Annotated in this window: 21 protein-coding genes and 1 pseudogene; 15 read left to right on the top strand and 7 right to left on the bottom strand. The window is 74.8% G+C overall.

All coding sequences use genetic code 11. The features are described from left to right. Positions 1–604 precede the first annotated feature (604 nt). Positions 605–2020 (bottom strand): Na+/H+ antiporter NhaA, encoded by a 1416-nt coding sequence (nhaA, locus tag ACFVN3_RS18495; protein WP_378234434.1) that lies wholly within the window; start codon positions 2018–2020, stop codon positions 605–607. A 418-nt stretch (positions 2021–2438) separates the two neighbouring features. Here nhaA and ACFVN3_RS18490 point away from each other — a divergent pair, with 418 nt between their 5' ends. The 4 genes from ACFVN3_RS18490 (at position 2439) to ACFVN3_RS18475 (ending at position 6364) form a co-directional block, all read left to right on the top strand. After that, on the top strand, positions 2439–2918 hold the full coding sequence (locus tag ACFVN3_RS18490; RefSeq protein WP_375823088.1) for a nucleoside deaminase: 480 nt from the start codon (positions 2439–2441) through the stop codon (positions 2916–2918). A 44-nt stretch (positions 2919–2962) separates the two neighbouring features. Beyond that, a complete protein-coding gene (locus ACFVN3_RS18485) occupies positions 2963–4453 on the top strand; it encodes an NCS2 family permease (protein WP_378234433.1) in 1491 nt (496 codons plus the stop codon). 85 nt (positions 4454–4538) lie between these two features. Beyond that, a complete protein-coding gene (gene glp, locus ACFVN3_RS18480; protein ID WP_378234431.1) occupies positions 4539–5900 on the top strand; it encodes a gephyrin-like molybdotransferase Glp in 1362 nt (453 codons plus the stop codon). Then, positions 5897–6364, top strand: coding sequence for a molybdenum cofactor biosynthesis protein MoaE (locus ACFVN3_RS18475; protein WP_378234429.1), 468 nt, complete (start codon positions 5897–5899; stop codon positions 6362–6364). The genes glp and ACFVN3_RS18475 overlap by 4 nt, the downstream gene beginning before the upstream one ends. A 199-nt stretch (positions 6365–6563) precedes the next feature. Here the strand turns inward: ACFVN3_RS18475 and ACFVN3_RS18470 are convergent, their stop codons facing one another. Further along, the gene (locus ACFVN3_RS18470) at positions 6564–6836 is read right to left on the bottom strand and encodes a hypothetical protein (RefSeq protein ID WP_378234427.1); all 273 of its coding nucleotides are present in this window, start codon (positions 6834–6836) and stop codon (positions 6564–6566) included. Positions 6837–6930: 94 nt separating this feature from the next. Next, the gene (gene moaA / locus ACFVN3_RS18465; RefSeq protein ID WP_378234426.1) at positions 6931–8037 is read right to left on the bottom strand and encodes a GTP 3',8-cyclase MoaA; all 1107 of its coding nucleotides are present in this window, start codon (positions 8035–8037) and stop codon (positions 6931–6933) included. Between the two features lie 260 nt (positions 8038–8297). Between moaA and ACFVN3_RS18460 the strand changes: the two genes are divergently transcribed. The 3 genes from ACFVN3_RS18460 to ACFVN3_RS18450 are packed head-to-tail and all read left to right on the top strand — an operon-like array spanning position 8298 to position 13500. Next, positions 8298–9638 (top strand): XdhC family protein, encoded by a 1341-nt coding sequence (locus ACFVN3_RS18460; RefSeq protein ID WP_378234425.1) that lies wholly within the window; start codon positions 8298–8300, stop codon positions 9636–9638. Next, positions 9638–10504 (top strand): FAD binding domain-containing protein, encoded by an 867-nt coding sequence (locus tag ACFVN3_RS18455; RefSeq protein ID WP_378234424.1) that lies wholly within the window; start codon positions 9638–9640, stop codon positions 10502–10504. The genes ACFVN3_RS18460 and ACFVN3_RS18455 overlap by 1 nt, the downstream gene beginning before the upstream one ends. Further along, a complete protein-coding gene (locus ACFVN3_RS18450; RefSeq protein WP_378234423.1) occupies positions 10501–13500 on the top strand; it encodes a molybdopterin-dependent oxidoreductase in 3000 nt (999 codons plus the stop codon). Before ACFVN3_RS18455 ends, ACFVN3_RS18450 begins: the two co-directional genes overlap by 4 nt. A 51-nt stretch (positions 13501–13551) precedes the next feature. Here the strand turns inward: ACFVN3_RS18450 and ACFVN3_RS18445 are convergent, their stop codons facing one another. Beyond that, a complete protein-coding gene (locus ACFVN3_RS18445; RefSeq protein ID WP_378234422.1) occupies positions 13552–14223 on the bottom strand; it encodes an NTP transferase domain-containing protein in 672 nt (223 codons plus the stop codon). Between the two features lie 247 nt (positions 14224–14470). On the opposite strand from ACFVN3_RS18445, the gene ACFVN3_RS18440 reads away from it, so the two are divergent. Beyond that, a complete protein-coding gene (locus ACFVN3_RS18440) occupies positions 14471–15640 on the top strand; it encodes an SPFH domain-containing protein (protein ID WP_378234421.1) in 1170 nt (389 codons plus the stop codon). A 2-nt stretch (positions 15641–15642) separates the two neighbouring features. After that, the gene (locus ACFVN3_RS18435; protein WP_378234420.1) at positions 15643–16719 is read left to right on the top strand and encodes a hypothetical protein; all 1077 of its coding nucleotides are present in this window, start codon (positions 15643–15645) and stop codon (positions 16717–16719) included. A gap of 42 nt (positions 16720–16761) precedes the next feature. Here ACFVN3_RS18435 and ACFVN3_RS18430 read toward each other — a convergent pair whose 3' ends face one another. Continuing rightward, positions 16762–17172 (bottom strand): winged helix-turn-helix transcriptional regulator, encoded by a 411-nt coding sequence (locus ACFVN3_RS18430; protein ID WP_378234419.1) that lies wholly within the window; start codon positions 17170–17172, stop codon positions 16762–16764. A gap of 140 nt (positions 17173–17312) precedes the next feature. Here ACFVN3_RS18430 and ACFVN3_RS18425 point away from each other — a divergent pair, with 140 nt between their 5' ends. After that, on the top strand, positions 17313–18191 hold the full coding sequence (locus ACFVN3_RS18425) for an SDR family oxidoreductase (RefSeq protein ID WP_378234418.1): 879 nt from the start codon (positions 17313–17315) through the stop codon (positions 18189–18191). A gap of 63 nt (positions 18192–18254) precedes the next feature. On the opposite strand, the gene ACFVN3_RS18420 is transcribed toward ACFVN3_RS18425, so the two are convergent. Together ACFVN3_RS18420 and ACFVN3_RS18415 are read right to left on the bottom strand one after the other, a co-directional pair. Next, a complete protein-coding gene (locus ACFVN3_RS18420) occupies positions 18255–18638 on the bottom strand; it encodes a universal stress protein (protein WP_378234417.1) in 384 nt (127 codons plus the stop codon). A gap of 45 nt (positions 18639–18683) precedes the next feature. Next, positions 18684–19565: an IclR family transcriptional regulator gene (locus ACFVN3_RS18415; protein WP_378234416.1), complete on the bottom strand. Its 882-nt coding sequence runs from the start codon at positions 19563–19565 to the stop codon at positions 18684–18686. 70 nt (positions 19566–19635) lie between these two features. On the opposite strand from ACFVN3_RS18415, the gene eda reads away from it, so the two are divergent. The 5 genes and pseudogenes from eda to ACFVN3_RS18390 all read left to right on the top strand — a co-directional run bounded on the left by eda (position 19636) and on the right by ACFVN3_RS18390 (position 23280). Further along, complete coding sequence (eda, locus tag ACFVN3_RS18410; protein WP_378234415.1) at positions 19636–20295, top strand: bifunctional 4-hydroxy-2-oxoglutarate aldolase/2-dehydro-3-deoxy-phosphogluconate aldolase; 660 nt, start codon at positions 19636–19638, stop codon at positions 20293–20295. Between the two features lie 3 nt (positions 20296–20298). After that, complete coding sequence (locus tag ACFVN3_RS18405; protein WP_378234414.1) at positions 20299–21432, top strand: PfkB family carbohydrate kinase; 1134 nt, start codon at positions 20299–20301, stop codon at positions 21430–21432. An 86-nt stretch (positions 21433–21518) separates the two neighbouring features. Further along, on the top strand, positions 21519–21914 hold the full coding sequence (locus tag ACFVN3_RS18400) for a hypothetical protein (protein WP_378234412.1): 396 nt from the start codon (positions 21519–21521) through the stop codon (positions 21912–21914). A 98-nt stretch (positions 21915–22012) separates the two neighbouring features. Continuing rightward, a complete protein-coding gene (locus ACFVN3_RS18395; RefSeq protein WP_378234411.1) occupies positions 22013–22486 on the top strand; it encodes a zf-TFIIB domain-containing protein in 474 nt (157 codons plus the stop codon). 25 nt (positions 22487–22511) lie between these two features. Next, positions 22512–23280 (top strand): annotated as a pseudogene (locus ACFVN3_RS18390) (SDR family NAD(P)-dependent oxidoreductase). The last annotated feature ends 17 nt before the right edge of the window (positions 23281–23297 follow it).

Here is a 23297-nt window from a genome sequence, read left to right as displayed (position 1 = left end):
GTGGTGCCGCGTCTACCATCCGCCGCTCGTTCCTCGCGGCTCCCGCCAGGCCCGCCACGACGCGGCACCACCACCCACCCCGCCCCACGTCGTCTCACCCTGGTCGGTTCTCGCCTCGGGCGACCGCCCGCGGGGTGGGGTTCGTCGTCACACGAGCAGGTGGTTCAGGCGCGTCTGGCGCGCGGGACGCGTCCTTGTCGCCTGCTCGACCCGCCGGGACGGCCTGGTCGGGCTCATGCCGAGTCGACACGGGCGCACCCGCCCCCGTGGGCCACCCGATGGTCGCGAGTGGGCGACCGACGTCCGGGGGCGAGACGATCGCCGAGCGGTGGGGGTGGGCTCGGATGCGAAGGGGCGTCAGAGCGGCGCTCCTAGAACCCACGGCCGACAGACCAGGGTGACGGCGCCGCAGCCCCGAGCACCGAGGCCACCCGCGCCGCGGACCCGACCACGCGGGCCTGCGACCCGACCGGGGATCTACCTCGCCCGACCGGGGTTCTACCTCGCCCGACCAGAGTTCTACCTCGGCCCACCAGGGCTCTACCTCGCGTGACCGGGGTTCTCCCTCGGCAGGCCCCGGTTCTCGCTCGGCGGCGTGGGGTGCTCAGGCGGTCGCGGGTGGGCGCCAGGGGAGGGGTGGGAGCTCGGGCGGGGGGCCGTCGGCGCCGGGGGAGCACAGGGGCCAGCGCTCGCCGACGAACCGGAGCGCGAGGGAGCCGAGCACGGCGGCGACGAGCGAGCCCGCGAGGATGCCGATCTTGGCCTGCTCGATGAGCGCCTCGTCGTCGAACGCGAGCTCGGCGATGAAGAGCGAGATGGTGAAGCCGATGCCGGCGAGGATCGCGCCGCCGAGCAGGTGGGAGTACCGCACACGCCCGGGGAGGTCGCCGAGCCCGAGGCGCAGGGCGAGCGTCGCGGCGCCGAAGATGCCGACGGCGTTGCCCACGACGAGCGCGACGGCGACGCCGATCGTCACGGGCGACGTCGCCGCGGTCCGGAGCGACTCGGCGTCGAGCTGCACGCCCGCGTTGGCGAGGCCGAACACGGGCACCACGACGTACGCGCTCCACGGGTGCAGCACGCGCTGCAGGCGCTCGCTCGTGGGGACGGCCGCGCGCGCGGCGAGCTCGGTGAGGTGCTCGCGCTCCGCCGTCGTCTCCTGGGCGAGCCGTTTGGCGTACTTGGGCACGACCGCGACGTCGACGGGCCGCGACGAGCGCGACGGGACGAGCAGGCCCACGAGCACGCCCGCGAGCGTCGCGTGGACGCCGGACGCGTAGACCGCGCCCCACAGGGCGATCCCCGCGAGCGCGTACGGGGTGAGCCGCCAGACGCCGAGCCAGCGCAGCGCGAGGATGACGACGACGAGCACGGCGGCGACGAGGAGCCCCGGGAGCCAGAGGTCGTCGGTGTAGAAGAGCGCCATGACGGTGATGGCGCCGATGTCGTCCACGACGGCGAGCGTGAGGAGGAAGAGCCGGAGCTGGTCCGGGCAGCGTGGTCCGAACAGGGCGAGGATCCCCACGAGGAACGCCGTGTCGGTCGACATGACGATGCCCCAGCCGTGCTGCGCGGGGGAGCCGGCGTTGAACGCGACGTAGATGAGGGCGGGGACGGCGAGCCCGCCGAGCGCGCCGAGCGCCGGCACGGCGACGGTCCGCCGGTTGCGGAGCTCGCCGCTCGTCACCTCGCGGTTGATCTCGAGGCCGATGACGAGGAAGAACACGGCCATCGCGGCGTCGTTGACCCAGTGGTGCAGGTCCATCTCGAACGACCACGGCCCGACGTGCCAGCCAGCGGTCGCCGACCACAGGTCGTCGTAGGCCCCTGACCAGGCGGAGTTCGCCCACACGAGCGCGACGACGGTCGCCACGAGCAGGAGCACCGCACCGCCGGCCTCGGTCGCGAGGAACGAGCGCAGCGAGGGGGCGACCGGGCGGAGCTGGAAGCGCAGCGGCGGGCCCGGACGCGCGGGGACGCGGACGATCGGGAACGACGACGGCGGAGCGGGTTCGGTCACGGGGCCTCCGGGTGGTCGGGGACGGGCGACGCCCCCGGCGTCGGACCTTGGGTCGGTACCTGCGGTCCGACCGTGTGCCGGACCTGCGCTGGGACAACTCTTCCGGGCGGCAGTTCCTTCCGCAACGGCCAGGTGGGATCCCAGTCCTCCACATGCGTGTCCACACTGTGGAAAAGTTCTTCCGAATCTCTTGTGTCGTCGGTCACGCGCTGCTAGCGTCGTGCGTGCCAACGGCGGGCCCGGGCCGAGCGACACGCTCGGTGGTCGACGCGATCGATCCGACACCGGCAGCTACCAACCAGGCGGAAGTGACAACTCGCCTGCAGCGGCCCGCCGGCCGCCTCCTCCCGGGTCACCGACGAGCCGGAAGCCGGAGGCGGAGCACCCGGCGTCGCTGCCCGAACCGTGGAGACTCACCATGGACACTCTTGTCGTGGACGCAGCACACCTGGACCGAGCCGTCGCCCTCGCGGTCGACAGCGTCGCGAACGCCGGAGGACCCTTCGGCGCCGTCGTCGTCACCGCCGACGGGCAGGTGTTCGAGGGCAACAACCGGGTCACGCAGGACAACGACCCCACCGCGCACGCCGAGGTCACCGCGATCCGGCGCGCGTGCGCCGCGCTCGGCACGTTCGACCTCACGGGCGCGACGCTCTACTCGAGCTGCGAGCCGTGCCCCATGTGCCTCGCGTCCGCCCTCTGGGCGCGCGTGCAGACCGTGTACTTCGCCGCCGACCGCCACGACGCCGCGAGCGCCGGGTTCGACGACGCCGAGTTCTACGACTTCTTCGCCGCGGACCCGGCCGACCGGAGCATGCAGGTCGTGCACGAGCGCACGGCCACCGCCACCGCGCCGTTCGACGCCTGGCGCGTCCTCGAGTCCCGGATCGAGTACTGACCGGCCGCGCGGCCGATCGGTACCTCAGGAAAGGGCACAAGGACGTGACTCTCCTCGGCACGCGGCGGGAGACCGCCGAGAACGACGACGCACGCGGCACCGGCCCGGCCACCGGCCGACTCGACCGCTTCTTCAAGATCACCGAGCGCGGCTCGACCACGGGGCGCGAGCTCCGCGGCGGCCTGGTGACCTTCTTCGCGATGGCGTACATCGTCATCCTCAACCCCCTCATCCTCGGCGGGACGAGCGCCGAGAACGCGCCCGTCGACGTCGCGGGCGGGTGGCTCCAGACGGCGCAGGTCGGCGCGATGACCGGCCTCGCCGCCGGTGGTCTGACCATCCTGTTCGGCCTCGTCGCGAACCTCCCGTTCGCGCTCGCGGCCGGCCTGGGCATCAACTCGTTCCTCGCCGTCGCCGTCATCGGCGACGTCACGTGGCCCGAGGCGATGGGGCTCGTGCTCGTCAACGGCCTGCTCATCGTGCTGCTCGCCGTGACGGGCGCACGCTCGGCGATCTTCAACGCCGTCCCGCGCCAGCTCAAGGCCGCGATCACGGTCGGCATCGGCCTGTTCATCGCGTTCATCGGGTTCGTCGACGCGGGGTTCGTCACGCGCACCCCGGGCGGGCCGCCGGTCCAGCTCGGCGACGGCGGGTCGATCACCTCGGTCCCGACCCTCGTGTTCGTCGTCGGCCTGCTGACCATGGGCATCCTCGTGGCGCGCAAGGTCAAGGGCGGTCTGCTCATCGGGCTCGTCGGGACGACCGTCGTCGCGATCGTCGCCGAGGCCGTGCTGCAGCTCGGTCCCGCGTCCGACGACAACCCCGGCGGCTGGCACCTCACCGTGCCGACGCTGCCGAGCTCCCTCGTCTCCGTCCCGGACCTCAGCCTGTTCGGGCAGTTCTCGTTCGGCGCGTTCGACCGGATCGGGGCGCTCGCGGCGACGATGCTCGTGTTCACGCTGTTCTTCACGAACTTCTTCGACGCCATGGGCACGATGACGGGGCTCGCCAAGCAGGGCGGCCTCGCCGACGCGGACGGCAACTTCCCGCGCATCAAGTCGGCGCTCGTCGTCGAGGGCGTGGGCGCGGTGGTCGGTGGCGCGACGTCGTCGTCGTCGAACACGGTGTTCGTCGACTCGGCCGCGGGCGTGGGCGAGGGCGCGCGCACGGGCCTCGCCTCGGTCGTCACGGGCGGGCTCTTCCTCGTCGCGATGTTCCTCACGCCGCTCACGGCGGTCGTGCCGATCGAGGTCGCGAGCGCGGTGCTCGTGGTCGTGGGCGCGATGATGATGGGCCAGATCAAGGAGATCGACCTGACCGACTTCACGGTCACGCTGCCGGTCTTCCTCACGATCGTGACGATGCCGCTCACGTACTCCATCGCGAACGGTATCGGCATCGGGTTCGTCACGTGGGTCCTGCTGCGGTTCGCGTGCGGCAAGGCGCGCGACGTCCACCCGCTCCTGTGGGTGGTCGCGGCCGGGTTCGTCGTGTACTTCGTGCGCGGTCCTCTGACCGCGGTCGTGGGAGGCTGAGCCTCGACATCGACCGCACGGCCGACGGGTCGCCCGCTCCTCCGGGTGGCCCGTCGGCGTGCACGGGAACGTGGGAGGGCGTGGCATGGGCGGGACGGCACGCGTGAGCGTCGACCAGCACCGCGCGGACGTCGCGGCGCTCCTCGCCCCGCTGGTGGAGGCGGCCCGACGGCGCACGCGCACCGAGGACGTCGTGCTCGCCGACGCGCTCGGCCGGGTCCTCGCGGCCGACCTGGTCGCACCGGTGGCCGTCCCGCTGTTCCGCAACTCCCAGATGGACGGCTACGCCGTCCGGGCCGCGGACGTCGCCGGGGCGAGCGCGGAGACGCCCGTCCGGCTGACCGTCGCGGCCGAGATCCCCGCGGCGCCGGGGTTCCCGCCGCGGCTCGCGCCGGGCACCGCGGCCCGCATCATGACCGGCGCGCCCGTGCCGGAGGGTGCGGACGCCGTCGTCCCCGTCGAGGACACCGTCGCAGGGACGTTCGCCGGCGCGCCGCGACCCGACGCCGCAGGTCTCGCGGGGGGCGCACCGGCCGGTGCGGGTGCGAGCCACGCCGTCGAGGTCCGGGTGCCGCGGTCGGCGGGGGAGTTCGTCCGGGAGGCGGGCTCCGACGTCCGGCCCGGGGACGTGCTCCTCGCGGACGGCACCGTCCTCGCGCCGCACCACCTCGCCGCCGCCGCGGCGTGCGGGGTGGGGAGCGTGCGGGTGGTCGCCCGGCCGCGCGTCGCCGTCCTGTCGACCGGGTCGGAGCTCGTCGGCCCCGGGGAGACGCCGGGGCCCGGGCAGGTCTTCGACGCCAACGCCGACGCGCTCGGCGCCGCCGTGCGGCGCGCGGGCGGCGACGTCGTGCGCACGGCCCGGTGCGGCGACGACGCCGCGCGGTTCGCCGCCGTGCTCGCCGAGGCGGCCGCGGTCGCGGACCTCGTCGTGACGTCGGGCGGCGTGTCGCAGGGGGCGTACGAGGTGGTCAAGGACGTGCTCGCAGGCTCGGGCGCCGTCGGCAGTCGGGACGTCGACCAGGGCGCGGGCCAGGAGGCCGGCCGGGCGGCGTCGCCGGTCGTCACCTTCCGGTCGGTCGCGATGCAGCCGGGCGGTCCGCAGGGTTTCGGCACCGTGCACGGGACGCCCGTGCTCACGTTCCCGGGCAACCCGGTGAGCGCCCAGGTGTCGTTCGCGATGTTCCTGCGCGAACCGCTCGAGCGCGCGGCCGGGCTGCCCGTCGTCGACCGGGTGCGCACGGCCGTCCTCGCCGAGGGCCTGACGTCGCCCGCGGGGAAGCGTCAGCTCCTGCGGGGTGCGACCGGGCCCGACGGCACGGTGCGCGTCGTCGGCGGGGCGGGCTCGCACCTCGTCGCGTCGATGGCGCGGACGGACGTCCTCGTGGACGTGCCCGCCGACGTGACACAGTGGGACGCCGGGACCGAGGTGGAGGTGCGAGAGCTGTGAGCGAGACGCAGGGCGAGTCGTCGGGCGCTGTCCACGGTGGTGCGTCCGAGGACGTGAGCCGCGTGACGACCGACGTGCTCGACGACGTGGTGTCGCGCGCCGTCGAGGACGCGGTCGCGAGCCCGGAGAGCGGCGCCGTCGTGACGTTCCGCGGCGTCGTGCGCGACGTCGACGGCGGCCGGGGCGTCACCCGGCTCGACTACGAGGCGCACCCCGACGCCACCACGGTGATCCGACGGTGCGTGGACGCCGTGGCGGCCGAGACCGGGCTGCGCGTCGCCGCCGTGCACCGGTACGGGAGCCTGGGCATCGGCGACGTCGCGCTCGTCGCGTCCGCGGCCGCGGGTCACCGCCGCGAGGCGTTCGAGGCGTGCTCGCTGCTCGTCGAGCGCATCAAGGCCGAGGTGCCGATCTGGAAGCGGCAGCACTTCGACGACGGCGTCTCGGAGTGGGTCGGGCTGTAGCGGACCACCCTCCGGACTTCAGGTCCCCGGGCCCGGAGGAACGACGAGAGGCGAGAAGTGGCCCCCGGCTACGGCCGGGGAGGGGCCACTTCTCGCCTCTCGTGAGTCGGGCTGCGGGATCCGCCGTGCGACGACGATGTCGGGCGGGACGCTCCCGGTCGCGCGCTCGTCGCGCGGTGCCGGGGTGGGACGGGTCGGGTCAGCGCGCGGCAGGGCGGTTGTCGAGCAGCATGCCGATGCCCAGCCCGACGGCGGTGCCGAGGACGAGGCCGAACCAGCTCAGCACGACCGTCCCGACGACGGCACCGATCGTCGCGCCCAGGACGCTCTTGGTCCCGGCCTTCCAGCTGTCGGAGCGGTCGTCGGTGCGGTAGATCGGCAGCGCGGAGGTGCTGTTGTCCGGCGTCGCCATGGGCGCGGCGGAGGGCGAGGTCGCGGGGCGGTTCGTGGGTGCAGGGGAGATCGTCGTCACGGCATCCATGGTAGGAAGGTCCGTCTCGCGTGACCTGGGCAGACGCGTCGTGGTGACCGGCTTCACCCTATGATCTGCGCCACCGTCGCGACGCTCAGCCGCCGATCGCGCCCATGCTGCGCGACGTCGGTGCGAACGCGTCGGCGGCGAGCGTCGGGACGTCGCTCCCGTGGGCGAGCGGCTTGCGCCACATCGCACCCTGCCACGCGCGGGCGAGGGCGTCGTCGCGCTCGTCCTCGGTGAGGTGCTCCGAGCGCAGGATCGCGCGCAGGTCCGTCTCGTCGTCGCCGAACAGGCACGAGCGGACCGTGCCCTCGGCGGTGAGGCGCGTGCGGTCGCACGCGCCGCAGAACGAGCGCGTGACGGACGCGATGATCCCGACGGTCTGGGGCCCGCCGTCCACGAGCCACTCCTCCGCGGGCGCGGACGGGTCGTCGCGGCCGACCTCGAGCAGGTCGAAGCGCGCGCCGAGCACGGCGAGGAGGTCCGTCGCGGAGACGAGGTCGTCACGCGTCCAGTGCCCGTCGGCGTCGAGCGGCATCTGCTCGATGAAGCGCAGGTGGCACCCGTGGTCGACCGCCCAGGCGAGCAGGTCGGCCGCCCCCGCCAGCGTCTCGGGCATGAGCACCGCGTTGAGCTTGACCGGGGCGAGCCCGGCCGCGAGCGCGGCCCGGATCCCGGCGAGCACGTCGGGCAGCCGGTCGCGGCGCGTGAGGCGCGCGAAGTCCTCACGGTCGACGGAGTCGAGCGAGATGTTGACGCGGTCGAGACCGGCGGCGACGAGCTCGTGGACGCGCTTGTCGAGCCCGATCGCGTTGGTCGTCAGCGAGAGCGACACGTCGGGCGCGGCCGTGCGTGCGGCGCGCAGGATGTCCACGAGGTCGCGGCGCATGAGCGGCTCGCCGCCCGTGAACCGGACGTCGGTGATGCCGAGTCGGTCGACCGCTACCCGAACGACCCGGCCGATCTCGTCGGGCGCGAGGAGGTCCTCGCGCGGGATGGCGGGGAGGCCCTCCGCGGGCATGCAGTAGGTGCAGCGCAGCGAGCACTTCTCGGTGATCGAGATCCGCAGGTCGCGCGCGACGCGCCCGTAGCGGTCGACGAGCGCCTCGGTCGCGGGACGACCCGGGTCGAGGTCCGGCGAGCCGTCGGCGGGCGCGCCCGACCGGAGCCTGGGCATCCCGAGCGAGACCGCGGTCATGGGCCGATCGTAGACGTTCCTGGCCGCCGACCCGTGACCCACGTCCGCTCGCGTGCTAGCGTGGAGTCCGCTCAATGGAAGCGGAATTCCATTCAGCGGAACATCTCTCCTCTCGCGGGAGAGCAGTCCAAGGGCGGATTCAAGCCCTGTGTTTCCGGTGCGTCACAGCCGACGCGTCCCCGGACACGCAGGGGACTCACCGCAAGGGTTCACTGGAAGGACGCCGGTTCGCCGGCACCCTGGCGGAAGCGAGGCCCACGATGCTCCAGATCGTCGACCGGCTCGCCCCGTGGCTCGGCCCGGGGCAGCCCCCGTTCGCCGTCGCGACGGTGGTCGCGGCGTCCGGCTCCGTGCCGCGACCGGTCGGTACCGCCATGGCGGTGCGCGCCGACGGCGCCGTCCTCGGCAGCCTGTCCGGCGGGTGCGTCGAGGGCGCGGTGCACGCCGCCGCGCTCGACGCGATCGGCTCGGGCGCGAGCCACCGCGAGACGTTCGGCTACAGCGACGACGACGCGTTCGCCGTCGGGCTGAGCTGCGGCGGCACGCTCGACGTGCACGTCCAGCCCGTCTTCCCGGGGGACGACGCCGCCCGCGTGCTCGTCGCGCTGACGGCACCCTCCGACGGCGGAGCGCGCGCGGGCTCGGACGCCCCGCAGGGTCCGGGCACGGGTTCGTCTGACGGCGACGCGGAGGCCGAGGGGCGTGGGGCCGCGGCGCTCGTGCGTCGGATCGACGGGGCGCGGCGCACCGCGGTCCTCGTCGACGACCCCGACGCCGCGGACGAGCGGAGCGTCGCCCGGGCGCTGCACGACCTGGTCGAGCCGGCCGCCCTCGACGCCGCGGCGGCACAGGTGGTCGCGGTGCTGCGCGCGGGCGGGACGGCGACGGTCCACGCGGCGCACGGAGCACCGCGGGTCTCGGCGCCCGACACAGAGACCGGCGAAGCGACGCAGGACGGCGAGGCCGCGTGCGACGAGGCCGAGCCCGTCACGCTGCTCGTCGAGACCCGCCTGCCCGCGCCGCGGTTCCTCGTGTGCGGGGCGAACGACTTCGCCGGTGCGCTCGTGCGGCACGTGCGCCTGCTCGGGTACCGCGTGACCCTCGTCGACGCGCGCGAGGTGTTCGCCGACGCCCGACGGTTCCCCGAGGCGGACGTCGTCGTCGAGTGGCCGGACCGGTACCTCGCCGCCGAGGCCGGGGCGGGGCGCGTCGACGCCCGGACCGCCGTCGCGGTCCTCACGCACGACGCGAAGTTCGACGTGCCGCTCCTGCGCCTCGCGCTCGACCTGCCGCTCGCGTACGTCGGGGCGATGGGCTCGCGCCGCTCGCACGCGCAGCGCGTCGCCGCCCTGCGCGCGGAGGGCGTGACCGAGGCGGCGCTCGCGCGGCTCCGTTCGCCCATCGGCCTGGACCTCGGGGCGGTCACGCCCGAGGAGGTCGCCGTCTCGATCACCGCGGAGCTCGTCGCGACCCGGCACGGGCGCGCCGCCGTCGTCCCGCTGAGCGGGACCGACGGCCCGATCCACGCCGACCCCGTCGCCGGCCCACCCACCCACGGGCCCGCGAGCGCCGCTGTGCCGAACCCCGAGGAGCGCCCCTGATGGACCTGAGCACCGTCACCGACCTCGTCCCGACCGTCGACCCCGGCGAGTGGCGCGAGGGCGACGCCTGGCTCGCGGGCGGCACCGTGCTGTTCTCCTACGGCAGCCAGACGCTGCGGCGCCTGCTCGACGTGACGAGCGCCGGCTGGCCCGCGCTCACCGTCTCCGACGACGGTCTCGAGATCGCCGCGACCTGCACGGTCGCCGAGCTCTGGGCGTTCGAGGAGAGCCCGCAGGCCGGGCCGGTGCGCACGGGCTGGTCCGCGCTCGACCTCGTGCGGCCGTGCTGCGACGCGTTCGTCGCGTCCTTCAAGATCTGGAACACCTCGACCGTCGGGGGCAACGTCTGCACCTCCCTGCCCGCGGGGCCCATGATCTCGCTCACCGCCGCGCTCGACGGCGTCGCCGAGGTCTGGGGGCCGGGAGGCACCCGCCGGACGCAGCCGGTCGCGGAGCTCGTCACGGGCGAGCTGGCCAACACGCTCGCGCCGGGCGAGCTCCTGCGTGCGATCCGCGTGCCCGACCATGCGCTGCGCTCGCGCACCGCGTTCCGGCGTCTGTCCCTCTCGAACCTCGGCCGCTCGGGCGTGCTGCTGATCGGCCGGGTCGACCCGCCAGACGCCGGGGGAGGGTTCGTCCTGACCGTCACGGCCGCGACGCGCCGGCCGGTGCAGCTGCGGTTCGCCGCCGACGCGCCTCCCTCGGCCGCCGACCTCGCCGCCGCGCTCGACGCCGCGATCCCGCTCGACCTCTACCACGACGACATCCACGGCCTGCCCGCCTGGCGCCGGGACATGACCTACCGCCTCGGCGAGGAGATCCGCTGCGAGCTGCTCGTCGACGGCACGGACGGAGCCCCCCGATGACCGCGATCGACCCCCGCCCGACCCCACCCGTCTCGATCGACGGTCGCACCGCGCAGACCGAGCCACGCGCCGGACAGTGCCTGCGCACGTACCTGCGCGAGCAGGGCGCGCTGGGAGTCAAGAAGGGCTGCGACGGCGGCGACTGCGGCGCGTGCACGGTCCACGTCGACGGCGTCCCCGTGCACTCGTGCGTCTACCCGGCACGTCGCGCGGCGGGCCGCGAGGTGACGACGATCCAGGGGCTCGCGGCGACGGCGTGCCGGGGCGGTGCCACCGCGGACGCGGCCGGGGACGAGCCCGCGGGCGCGTGCGACCACGACCCCCACGGGCCGCAGGACGCGCTGCACCCCGTGCAGCAGCAGTTCCTCGACGCGCAGGGGTTCCAGTGCGGGTTCTGCACGGCGGGGATGATCATGACCGCCGCGACGTTCGACGACGCGCAGCGCGCGAACCTGCCCCGCAACCTCAAGGGGAACCTGTGCCGCTGCACGGGCTACCGCGCGATCGAGGACGCCGTCCTCGGTCGTGGGGACACGACGGGCACCGCGCCCGGCACGGGTGAGCGCGCGTCGTCGGGCGGCGGTTCCCCCTCGCGAGACCACGGCTCTACCTCGCGACACCAGGGCTCTACCTCGGCGGACCAGGGCTCTACCTCGCGAGACCAGGCGTTCGGGCGCGACGTGCCCGCGCCCGCGGGGCGCGGGGTCGTCACCGGGACGGTGCGGTACACGCTCGACGTGGACCCTGCGGACTATCCAGGGCTGCTCCACCTGAAGCTCGTGCGGTCGCCGCACGCGCACGCGCGCGTCGTCGCGATCGACACGACGGCGGCGCTCGCGGTGCCGGGCGTGCATGCCGTCCTCACGCACGAGGACGCGCCCGCGACGCGGTTCTCGACCGCGCAGCACGAGCTCTTCACCGACGACCCCGACGACACGCGGGTCCTCGACGACGTCGTGCGCCACGTCGGGCAGCGCGTCGCGGCCGTCGTCGCCGACACGGTCGCGGCGGCCGAGGAGGGCGTGCGCCAGGTGCGCGTCGAGTACGAGGTGCTGCCCGCCGTCGTCGACCCGGAGGAGGCGATGGTGCCCGGCGCGCCGCTCGTCCACCCCGAGCTCGACCCGGCCGAGGCGCGCGTCTCGCGTCCCGACGCGAACGTCGTGGCCGAGGTGCACAGCGAGCTCGGCGACGTGGAGCGCGGTCTCGCGGAGGCCGACGTCGTGCACGAGGCCACGTACCGCACCCACCGCGTGCAGCACGCGGCCCTCGAGACGCACTGCGCCATCGCGTCGCTCGACGACGAGGGGCGACTCGTCGTGCGGTCGTCGACGCAGGTGCCGTTCCTCGCGCGGCGCCACCTCGCGCGCGTGCTCGACCTCGACCCGGAGCGCGTGCGCGTGCACTGCGATCGCGTGGGCGGCGGGTTCGGCGGCAAGCAGGAGGTGCTCACCGAGGACGTCGCGGCGCTCGCGACCCTGCGCCTCGGGCGGCCGGTCCAGCTCGAGCTCACGCGCACCGAGCAGTTCGTCGGGGCGACGACGCGCCACCCGTTCCGCATCCGGGTGCGCGCGGGCGCGCGCCGCGACGGCACGCTCACGGCGCTGCACCTCGACGTGCTGAGCAACACGGGGGCGTACGGCAACCACGGGCCGGGCGTCATGTTCCACGGGTGCGGGGAGTCTCTCGCGGTGTACCGGTGCGAGAACAAGAAGGTCGACGCGCACTGCGTCTACACGAACACGGTGCCCGCGGGAGCGTTCCGCGGGTACGGGCTGTCGCAGATGATCTTCGCCGTCGAGTCCGCCGTCGACGAGCTCGCGCAGCAGCTCGGCATGGACCCGCTCGAGCTGCGGCGCCGCAACGTCGTGCTCGACGGCGACCCCATGCTCTCCACGCACCCGACGCCCGAGGAGGACGTGCTCTACGGCAGCTACGGCCTCGACCAGTGCCTCGACCTCGCCGCCGAGGCCCTCGCGCGCGGTCGGGCGCGCGACGTCGCCGCGTACGGGGCGGGAGCCGGGTCGGGTGCGGACGTCCTGCCGGACCTGGGCCCCGAGTGGGGCGTCGGCGAGGGCACCGCGCTCTCCATGATCGACACGGTGCCGCCGCGCGGGCACTACTCCCACGCGCGCGTGCGGCTGCGGGCCGACGGCGTCGTCGAGGCCGAGGTCGGGACCGCCGAGTTCGGCAACGGCACCACGACCGTGCACGCCCAGCTCGTCGCGAGCGCGCTCGGGCAGGACGCCGGGGACGTCGTCGTGCGGCAGTCGGACACGGACCTCGTCGAGCACGACACCGGCGCGTTCGGGTCCACCGGCACCGTGGTGGCGGGAAAGGCGTCGCTCGCGGCCGCGCAGGACCTCGCCGAGGCGCTGCTCAAGGTCGCCGCGGGGATGGCCGGCGCGGCGCCGGGGGACTGCCGGCTCGTGCCCGGCGGCGTCGACTGCGCCGGGGCCGTGCTGCCGCTCGTGGACGTCGCCCGCGCGGCCGCCGACGCCGGGATCGCGCTCGTCGCCGAGGGCCGCTGGGGTGGCACGCCGCGCTCCGTCGCGTTCAACGTCCACGGCTTCCGGGTCGCCGTGCACCGCGGGACGGGCGAGATCCGCATCCTCCAGTCCGTCCAGGCCGCCGACGCGGGCGAGGTCGTCAACCCGCGCCAGTGCCGCGGCCAGGTCGAGGGCGGCATCGCGCAGGCCCTCGGTGCCGCGCTCTACGAGAACGTGGTCGTCGACGAGACAGGCCGCGTCACGACCGACATCTTCCGCCAGTACCACCTGCCCACCTTCGCGGACACCCCGCGCAGCGAGGTCTACTTCGCACGGACGTCGGACACGGTCGGCCCGATGGGCGCGAAGTCCATGAGCGAGAGCCCGTTCAACCCGGTGGCCCCCGCGCTCGCCAACGCGATCCGCGCCGCGACGGGCGTGCGCTTCACGGAGCTACCGCTCGCCCGCGACCGCGTCTACCTGGGTCTGAAGGCCGCCACCGCCCGCTGAGTGCATGAAATAGTCGCGCCGAACGGCCTCGGACGCGACTATTTCATGCACTCAGCGAGGGGCGGGTGGGTCGGGGGCGAGGAGGTCGAGGTCGGCCTCGGTGTCGAGGTCGCGGCCGTCGCCCGGGTGGTCGACGACGTCGATGAGGTCGGCGTGGGCGCGCAGGTACTCGCGTGCGCCGTGGTCGCCCTGGGCGCTCGCGACCGCGGGCGCGGCGAGCCCGGCGTCGAGGACGAGCGGATGGGCCCAGCGGGGTCGGCCTCGTCCCGCTGGGGCCTCGGGGCCGACGGCGGCGGTCCAGCGGGACGCGGCCACGCGGTCGGGGCGGTGGGCGGCGAGGAGGCGCGCGACGTCGTCGGGCACGACGCCGGGCTGGTCCACGTGCGCGACGACGACCCGGGCAGGCCCGAGGTCGAGAGCGGCGGCGACGCCGACGCGCAGCGAGGTCGCCATGCCGGTCGCCCAGCCGGGGTTGTCGACGACGCGAACCCGGGGGTCGTCGAGCCTCGACCCCGCTCGGACGCGCTCGGCCTCGGCGCCGAGGACCACGACGACCGCGTCGCACCCGCCTGCGAGCAGCACCCGGGTCGCGTGCTCGACGAGCGTGCCGCCGCGGTGGGGGAGCAACGCCTTGGGCCCGCGCCCGAGCCGGGTCCCTGCCCCGGCCGCGAGCAGGACGGCGACGGTGGGCGTCGCGGGCGCGGTCGTCGGCGAGGTCGGCACGCGGCCAGGATAGGTCGCCGCCGAGCTCGGCGTCTCTCCTGAGCCGACGGCGTCCGTGGGGAGCGACCCCGGGTTCGACGCCCTGGGAGGGACCCTGCGGCGACCAGTCGGTTTTACCAACCCTTGGGGGTTTCATCGGCGGGCTGGGATGCCGCTATGCTCGGCGCGCCGGGGGACCGCGGCGGGCCGAGCGCCCCGCACGCCAGGTCGCCCACGGCCGTCCCGCACGACGAGCGAAGGAGTCCGGATGAGCTTCATGGAGAAGCTGCGCGGCCAGCTGATCGACATCATCGAGTTCCTCGACGAGAGCCGGGACACGATCGTCTGGCGCTTCCCGCGCCAGGGCAACGAGATCAAGAACCAGGCGAAGCTCGTGGTCCGCGAGGGGCAGAGCGCCGTCTTCGTCAGCGAGGGCCGGCTCGCCGACGTGTTCGGGCCGGGCACGTACACGCTCGAGACCCAGAACCTGCCGATCCTGTCGACGATCCAGGGCTGGAAGTACGGGTTCAGCTCACCGTTCAAGGCGGAGGTGTACTTCGTCGCGACGCGCCAGTTCACTGACCTCACGTGGGGCACGCAGAACCCCGTGATCCTGCGCGACCCGGAGCTCGGCGCGGTCCGCATCCGGGCGTTCGGGACGTACGCGCTCCAGGTCGTGGACCCGTCCGCGCTGCTCCGCCAGCTCGTGGGGACCGACCCGCAGTTCCGCACCGACGAGATCGGCGACTACTTCCGGCGACTCGTCGTCGGTCAGCTCGGCCCGGCGCTCGCGGAGGCGGGGGTCGCCGCGATCGACCTCGCCGCGAACCAGCGCGAGATCGCCACGCGGCTCGCGGGGCAGCTCTCGGAGGACCTGTCGGAGTACGGCATCGCCGTCCCGCGGTTCGTCCTCGAGAACGTCTCCTTCCCGCCCGAGGTCGAGGCGGCGCTCGACAAGCGCACGCAGATGGCCGTCGTGGGGAACCTCGACCAGTACACGAAGTTCCAGGCAGCGAACGCGATCGAGACCGCCGCCGCCAACCCCGGAGGCGCGGGCGACGGGCTCGGGCTCGGCGCCGGTATGGGCCTCGGGGCGGCCATGGGGCAGCAGCTCGCGCAGTCGCTGGGCGGGGCTGCGCCGGCACCGGCCGCCGCGCCGGCCCAGTCGGCCGCGCCGGCCGCCGGGCCGCCGCCGCTGCCCGCCGCGGAGTCGCCCTGGTACTGGGCGGTCGGTGGGACTCAGGCAGGTCCGGGCACGACGGCGGACCTCGCGGGCCGGGTCCGGTCCGGCGAGGTGACGCGCGAGTCGCTCGTGTGGCAGCAGGGCATGGCCGCGTGGACCGCCGCGGGCGAGGTGCCCGCGCTCGCGTCGCTGTTCGCCGCGACGCCGCCGCCGCTGCCCCCGACCGGTGCCTCGTCCGGTCCGGTGGCGGGCTGACGGTGAGCGACGCCCAGAGCGAGCTCGTCCGGACCCGCTGTGAGGCGTGCGGGTCGCAGCTCGCGTACGCGCCGGGCACGCAGCACCTGCGCTGCGTCGCGTGCGGCGGCACCGTCGCGATCGTGCACGCGCCCGGGGACGCCGTCGACGAGCACTCGTTCGACGCGTGGGCCGCGGCGCAGGGCGGGGTGCGCGCCGGGATCCTCGACACGCGGGTCCTCACGTGCGACGGCTGCGGTGCGACGACGCAGGGGACCGACCTGTCCGTCGCGTGCCGGTTCTGCGGTGGGCACCTCGTCGCCGCGGTCGAGGCCGACGGGCTCGTGCAGCCCGAGGCTGTCGTGCCGTTCGCCGTCGAGCAGGCGCAGGCGCGCGAGTCGTTCCGGCGCTGGGTCCGCTCCCGGTGGTTCGCCCCGCGCGAGCTGAAGAAGGTCGGCGACACCGAGTCCCTGCACGGGTCGTACGTGCCGCACTGGACGTTCGACGCGAGCACGACGTCGGACTACGTCGGGCAGCGCGGGGACGCCTACTACGTCACCGTGAAGCACGGTGACGAGGAACGTCAGGAGCGCCGGGTGCGCTGGTCGCCGGCCTTCGGACGGGTGGCCCGCGACTTCGACGACGTGCTCGTCCCCGCGTCCTCGCAGGTCGCCGAGCGGGACCTGGCGCGGCTCGGGCCGTGGCACGTCGAGCGGGCCGTGCCGTTCCGTGCGGAGTATCTCGCCGGCTTCTCGGCCGCGCGCTACGACGTCGAGCCGCCGGCGGGCCTGGACCGTGCCAAGCAGAAGATGGCGCCGGTGATCAACGACGACGTCGAACGCGACATCGGGGGCGACGAGCAGCGGGTCTCCTCGATCAGCACGGCCTACGCCGCCGTGATGTTCAAGCTCGTGCTGCTGCCGCTGTGGATCGCGACCTACGTGTACGCGGGCAAGCAGTGGCAGGTCATGGTCAACGCGAACACCGGCCAGGTGATCGGGCGGCGCCCGTACAGCGTCGGCAAGATCGTGCTCGCCGTGGTGGCCGGGCTGCTGGTGGTCGCCGCGCTCGTGTTCTGGTACGTCCGGTCGCAGCAGTGACCCTCCGCGGCCCGCGGTCGGGCTGACTCCCGACGGCGAGAGTCAGCCGTCCCGGCGCGCGTCGTACGCGCGCTGGGACGCCGTCACCTCCGCGACCGAGCCCTCGAGGACGTCGAGCAGGCCCGTCAGGCTGTCGGCGACGCGGCGCCCGAGGTCGGTGAGGGAGTACTCCACGTGCGGCGGGATGGTCGCGCGCACCTCGCGCACGACGATGCCGTCGCGCTCGAGGGACTGGAGGGTCTGGGCGAGCATCTTCTCGCTGACCCCGTCGATGCGGCGACGGAGCGCGTTGAAGCGCACCGCGCCGTCGCGCAGACCGGCGACCGTGAGCACGCCCCACCGCCCGGTCACGGCCTCGAGGACGTGGCGTGACGTGCAGCCGCGCTGGAAGACGTCGGCCACCATCGCGTCGGTGGGTCCGGTGTCCTCCACGGGGCGGGCGTCGGTCGTCATCGCCCCAGGATACGGCGCCCGCGGAGGGGAAGCACTGTGAGATAGAACGCACATGCTCACGGTTGGCACTTTCGAAAAGTAAGCGCATGCTGGGATGGCACGGCCGCCTGGCCGTGCCCACGCACCGAAGGAGCCCCCGCATGTCCATCGCCGTCACCGGAACCAGCGGTCACCTCGGCCGCCTCGTCGTCGAGTCCCTCCTCGCCCGCGGCGCCGACCCGGCCCAGGTGGTCGCCACCGCCCGCACGACCGCCACGGTCGCCGACCTCGCCGACCGTGGCGTCCAGGTCCGCGAGGCCGACTACGCGCGCCCGGAGACCCTCGCCGCGGCGCTCGCGGGCGTCGACGTCCTCGTGCTGGTCTCGGGCTCGGAGGTCGGGCAGCGCGTGGAGCAGCACCGCAACGTGATCGACGCCGCGCGGGCGGCCGGTGTCTCCCGCGTGATCTACACGAGCGCGCCGCGCGCCACGACCTCGGCCCTCGTCCTCGCGCCCGAGCACAAGGCCACGGAGGAGCTCCTGGCGGCCTCTGGCCTGGCGACCACGATCCTGCGCAACAACTGGTACACCGAGAACTACGTCGGCGACGTGCTGGGCGCCAGGGAGTCCGGCGAGCTCGTGTCGAGCGTGGGCGACGGCCGCGTCGCGAGCGCGAGCCGCGCCGACTACGCCGAGGCCGCCGCGGTCGTGGCGCTCGCCGCGCAGGGGGACGCCGCCGCGCACGCGGGGGACGTGTACGAGCTGAGCGGCGACGTCGCGTGGACGTTCGACGACCTCGCCGCCGCGGCCTCCGAGGTGCTCGGACGGCCCGTCGCCTACCGGCGCGTGAGCCCGGACGAGCACCGCGCGTCCCTGCTGGGGGCGGGGCTGGACGAGGGCACGGCCGGGTTCGTCGTCGCGCTGGACGGCAACATCCGCGACGGGCTGCTCGCCGAGACGTCGGGCGAGCTCACCCGCCTGCTGGGCCGCCCGACGACGCTGCTCGTCGACGGGCTGCGCGCCGCCGTCTCGCAGGGCTGAGCGGTCGTGACGCGGCCGTCCGGAGGACCGGGCGGCCGCGTCGCAGCACCCGTCAGGAGGGCGTCAGTGGGACGCCTTGACGACGAGGACCGGGACGGGCGAGTCGAGGAGCACGCGCTGCGTGGTGCTGCCGAGGAGGAACTTGCCCACCGGCGACCGCTTGCGCGCGCCCACGACGACGACGTCGGGTGCCGTGCGCGCGGCCTCGTCGATGATCGCCTCGGCGGGGTCGAGGTGCTCCGAGCGGTAGGAGATCTCGGGGCGGGCGAGCTCGGCGGGCAGCGTGTCGAGCAGGTGCGCGAGGGTCGCGGGGACGCCCGCGTCGGCGTCCTGCGGGGTGAGGACGAGGACCGCGAGGGCGGTCGAGCGGTGGACCGCCTCGGCGACCGCCGCACGGAACGCGGTCTCGCCCTGCGGGGAGTCGTTGTACGCCACGAGGACGGTCATCGCGCGGGCCCTTCCGTCATTCCGTCGTGCTGCGGTTGAACTCTCTCACAGGGCGCGCCCCGTCGCCGGTCGACGCGCGCCCGAGAGCGGGGCGCCTGCGAGCGCCGCCTCCGGCACGGCGAGCGTCGGCGGCAGCAGCGGCGGGACGACGTCGCGCAGGACCGCTTCGATCTCGCGCCGCCGGCGCGTGCCCAGGCGCTCGGCCGGCGCGGTGACGCTCACGGCGGCCACGGACTGCCCGCCTCGCAGGATCGGGAGGGCGACGCAGCTGATGCCCGGCTCGTTCTCCTCGGTCTCCGTCGCGAAGCCGCTCGCCCGCGTCGCGTCGCACGTCGCGCGGAGCGCGGCGGCCGAGACGGGGCGCTCGCCGGGGGCCGCCGCGGCGTACCAGGCGAGCGCGCCGTCGTCGAGCGGCCGGTGGGCGAGCAGCGCACGCCCGAGCGCGGTGGTGGCCGCGGGTCGGCGACGGCCCACGGCCGACCAGACCCGGACGGCGCGCGCGGGCTCGACCTTGTCGAGATAGACGATCTCGGTCCCGGCGAGGGCGCCGAGGTGGACGAGCTCGTCGGTCTCCCGGCACACCGCGACGAGCACCGGGTGCAGGAGCGCGGGCAGGTTCTCCTCGCCGAGGTACACCGTCGCGAGGGCGGTCGCCGCCGGGCCGAGCCGGTAGTCGCCCGTCGTGGCGTCCTGCTCGGCGTAGCCGCGGTAGCGCAGCGCGGCGAGCGTGCGGTGCAGCGAGGCCTTGTGCAGCCCGAGCGAGCGCGAGAGGTCGCCGAGCGCGACCCCGGCGGGGCCGGCCCCGGCGAGCGCCTCGAGCGCGGTCAGCGCCTTGTCCACGCTCCCGAGCGGGCTGCCGCCCGGACCGGTCGTCGCGTGCGCGTCGTCCTCGGGGGTGCCCGACGACGTGGCCCCGGCTTCCGCCATCGTCGCTCCTTCGCCTAGAGTGCGTTCCGTAGTGAACAACAGGCGTTCACCATAGCGAAACGGAGCGAGGATGTCATCCCACGGACCCCTGGAGGCGATCGCACGCGCCCGCGTCGTGCCGGTCGTCGTCGTCGACGACGCGGAGCAGGGCGTGCTCGTCGCGAGCGCGCTGCGCGACGGCGGTCTTCCCGTCGCGGAGGTGACCTTCCGCACCGCGGGTGCGCGCGCCGCGATCGAGGCGATCGCGCGCGAGGTGCCGGACGTGCTCGTCGGCGCGGGGACCGTCGTCAACGCGGCCCAGGTGGACGAGGCCGTCGAGGCCGGAGCCCGCTTCCTCGTCTCGCCGGGGCTGTCGGCCGCCGTCGTGCGCCGCGCGCAGGAGGTCGGGGTGCCGATCCTGCCCGGGGTCGCGACGCCGTCGGACGTCATCGCCGCGCTCGACCTCGGTCTGGACGCCGTCAAGCTGTTCCCGGCGAACGTCGTCGGCGGGCCGGCGGCGGTCAAGGCGTTCTCCGCGCCGTTCCCCGGCCTCCGCTTCGTCCCGACCGGCGGGGTGAGCGCCGCCAACCTCCTGGACTACCTCGCGCTGCCGTCGGTGCTCGCTGCCGGCGGCTCGTGGATGGTCGACGCCGCGCTCGTGCGCGCGGGCGACACCGCCGAGATCACCCGCCGCACGCGCGAGGCCGTCGAGCTCGCCGCCACGGCCCCCCGTCCCGCCGAAGGAGCCTGACCCGTGACCGACACGACCGCGACCCCCTCGACCGACCAGCCCCCGCTCGCCCTGCGGCCCGCGGACGAGTGCGCCTACGACGTCGTCGCCCTCGGTGAGGTCATGCTCCGCCTCGACCCGGGCGAGCGCCGCATCAAGACCGCCCGCAGCTTCGACGCCTGGGAAGGTGGCGGAGAGTACAACGTCGCGCGCGGGCTGCGCCGCGCCTTCGGGCTGCGCGGCGCGGTCGTCACCGCGCTCGCGGACAACGAGGTCGGCCGCCTCGTCGAGGACCTCATGCTCACCGGCGGGCTCGACACGCGCTGGGTGCAGTGGCGCGAGTACGACGGCATCGGGCGCACCGTGCGCAATGGGCTCAACTTCACCGAGCGCGGCTTCGGCGTGCGCGGCGCGGTCGGCGTCTCCGACCGCGGCAACACCGCGATCGCCCAGCTCCGGCCCGACGACGTCGACTGGGACGACGTGTTCGGCCGCGGCGTGCGCTGGTTCCACACCGGCGGCATCTTCGCCGCGCTGTCGGAGTCGTCCGCCGACGTCGCGGAGGCGGCCATGGCCGCCGCGCGCCGCCACGGCACGGTCGTGTCCTACGACCTCAACTACCGGCCCTCGCTCTGGAAGGGCATCGGCGGCGTCGAGCGCGCGCAGGAGGTCAACCGCCGCCTCGCCCGGTACGTCGACGTGATGATCGGGAACGAGGAGGACTTCACCGCCTCGCTCGGCTTCGAGGTCGAGGGCGTCGACGAGAACCTCACCGACCTCGACACCGGGGCCTTCCGCGCGATGATCGCGCGGGCCGCCGAGGAGTACCCCAACTTCCAGGTCATCGCGACGACGCTGCGCGGCGTGAGGACGGCGACCGTGAACGACTGGGGCGCGATCGCGTGGTCGCGCGTGCAGGGCTTCGCCGAGGCGACGCACCGCCCCGGGCTGGAGATCCTCGACCGCGTGGGCGGCGGCGACTCGTTCGCGTCGGGCCTCGCGTACGGGCTCCTGGAGCTCGGCTCGATCCACGAGGCGGTCGAGTACGGGGCCGCGCACGGCGCGCTCGCGATGACCACGCCGGGCGACACCTCGACGGCGTCGCTCGCCGAGGTCCGCAAGCTCGCCTCCGGCGGCAGCGCGCGCGTGCAGCGCTGACGACCCGCCTCCTGTCTCCCGCCGTGCCGGGCCGCACCACCAGGGTTAGTGTGGTCGGGCTGTCGGCGGGAGGCGGGAGGTGCGGCGTGGCTGGTGGGGCCTTCGTGCCCGGGCTGCCACGCCGCGGCGCCGAGGAACCGCCGGACCTGAGCCGCGCTCTGGAGCACGCCCGCATCCTCCGCGCGGCAGGGGACCCGGGTGGCGCCGCCCAGGTCCTCGACCGGGCCTTCGCCGCAGAGGGCGTGCGGACCCGCAGCGTCGCCGAGCGTGTCCGGTTCCGCGCCCTCGTGCTCCGCGCCGACCTCGCGCTCGCCCTGCACGACGACGCCGCGGCAGAACGCTTCCTCGAAGGGGTCGAGTGGTTCCGGGCCGGGGCCGACTTCCTTCCGCGGGTCGCCGACGCGCTCGCCGCGCTCGACGACGAGGTGCACCGCGCCGACGAGCTGCGCGACCGGTTCGCGAACGAGCGTCGCACCGGCTGACGCGGCCGGGCGGGAACCGCGCGCGCGGCAGCCGCGTTGGACTCCGCAGTACCGTGCGGGCGCCGACCGTGCCCGGCCCATCTCGCGAGGAGGCAGACATGCTGTGCCCCACCGACCAGACCGTGCTCGTCATGACCGAGCGCAAGGGCGTGGAGATCGACTACTGCCCGACGTGCCGCGGCGTGTGGCTCGACCGCGGGGAGCTCGACAAGATCATCGACCGCTCGCTGGAGAGCGAGATCGCCGCCGAGGCCGCGGGACCGACCGCTGCCGCACCCACCCCTCCGGCCCCTGCCGCTCCGCCTGCCCCCGCGCCGACGTCGTACCCGCCGGCGCCCGCCGTGGACTACGGCACGCCCGGCTACGGCGAGCGGCGCGAGGAGCGCCGGGACGACCGTCGCTACGACGACCGTGACCGCTACCGGGGTGACCAGTACGGCGACGACCGGTACCGGGACGACCGCTACCGCGACGACCGCGACCGCCGCTACGACGGGCGCGACGGCTACGACCCCCGCTACCGCAAGCGGAAGAAGAAGGAGTCGTGGCTCGAGGACCTCTTCGACTTCTGACGAGCCCCGTGGTCGACTGTCCCGCGTGACCGTCCTCGACTCGTTCTCGCTCGCCGACCGCACGGCCCTGCTCACCGGCGGGAGCCGCGGGATCGGGCGCGCCGTCGCCCGCGCGCTCGGCGAGGCCGGCGCCCGGGTCGCGCTCACGGCGACGACGGTACCTGCCGCCGAGGACGCGGCCGCCGCGCTGCGGGAGGACGGGATCGACGCGCGGGTACGTGCTCGACGTGACGGACCGCGCGCAGGTCGGCGACGTCGTCGGGCGCGTGGCCGCGGACCTCGGGACGATCGACCTGCTCGTCAACAACGCGGGGGTCTCGGTCGGGGGAGCCGCGCTCGAGATCGACGACGACGTGTGGCACCGCACGCTCGCGACCAACCTCGACGGTGTCTGGTACTGCTCGCGCGCGGTCGCGCGCGCCCTGGTCGCCGACGGTCGCCCGGGGACGATCGTCAACGTCGGCTCGATGTCGGCGTCGATCGTCAACCGGCCCCGCTGGCAGCCGGCCTACCTGGCCTCGAAGGCGGCGGTGCACCAGCTCACCAAGGGTCTCGCCGCGGAGTGGGCGCCGCACGGCATCCGCGTCAACGCCGTCGCGCCCGGGTACGTGCGCACCGAGGCGTCGCCCGTCGACCAGCCCGAGTACTACGACGACTGCGTCGCGCCCGCCGCCATGCGCCGGTGGGCCGAGCCGGAGGAGGTCGGCCCGCCCGTCGTGTTCCTCGCGAGCGCGGCGTCGAGCTTCATGACCGGCGCGGTCGTCACGGTCGACGGCGGCTACACCCTCTTCTGACCGGGGCTAGGCTCGGT

Source organism: Cellulosimicrobium sp. NPDC057862, from assembly GCF_042797035.1.
GTDB lineage: Bacteria > Actinomycetota > Actinomycetes > Actinomycetales > Cellulomonadaceae > Cellulosimicrobium.
This window is presented reverse-complemented; position numbering and strand designations above follow the sequence as displayed.

Bases quoted from the DNA above. Each gene is read 5' to 3' on its own strand.
- ACFVN3_RS18455 (WP_378234424.1), top strand. From the start codon at position 9,638: ATGGACCTGAGCACCGTCACCGACCTCGTCCCGACCGTCGACCCCGGC.
- glp (WP_378234431.1), top strand. From the start codon at position 4,539: ATGGGCGGGACGGCACGCGTGAGCGTCGACCAGCACCGCGCGGACGTC.
- eda (WP_378234415.1), top strand. From the start codon at position 19,636: ATGTCATCCCACGGACCCCTGGAGGCGATCGCACGCGCCCGCGTCGTG.
- ACFVN3_RS18490 (WP_375823088.1), top strand. From the start codon at position 2,439: ATGGACACTCTTGTCGTGGACGCAGCACACCTGGACCGAGCCGTCGCC.
- ACFVN3_RS18415 (WP_378234416.1), bottom strand. From the start codon at position 19,565: ATGGCGGAAGCCGGGGCCACGTCGTCGGGCACCCCCGAGGACGACGCG.
- ACFVN3_RS18395 (WP_378234411.1), top strand. From the start codon at position 22,013: ATGCTGTGCCCCACCGACCAGACCGTGCTCGTCATGACCGAGCGCAAG.
- ACFVN3_RS18440 (WP_378234421.1), top strand. From the start codon at position 14,471: ATGAGCTTCATGGAGAAGCTGCGCGGCCAGCTGATCGACATCATCGAG.
- ACFVN3_RS18450 (WP_378234423.1), top strand. From the start codon at position 10,501: ATGACCGCGATCGACCCCCGCCCGACCCCACCCGTCTCGATCGACGGT.
- moaA (WP_378234426.1), bottom strand. From the start codon at position 8,037: ATGACCGCGGTCTCGCTCGGGATGCCCAGGCTCCGGTCGGGCGCGCCC.
- ACFVN3_RS18425 (WP_378234418.1), top strand. From the start codon at position 17,313: ATGTCCATCGCCGTCACCGGAACCAGCGGTCACCTCGGCCGCCTCGTC.
- ACFVN3_RS18460 (WP_378234425.1), top strand. From the start codon at position 8,298: ATGCTCCAGATCGTCGACCGGCTCGCCCCGTGGCTCGGCCCGGGGCAG.
- ACFVN3_RS18430 (WP_378234419.1), bottom strand. From the start codon at position 17,172: ATGACGACCGACGCCCGCCCCGTGGAGGACACCGGACCCACCGACGCG.
- ACFVN3_RS18420 (WP_378234417.1), bottom strand. From the start codon at position 18,638: ATGACCGTCCTCGTGGCGTACAACGACTCCCCGCAGGGCGAGACCGCG.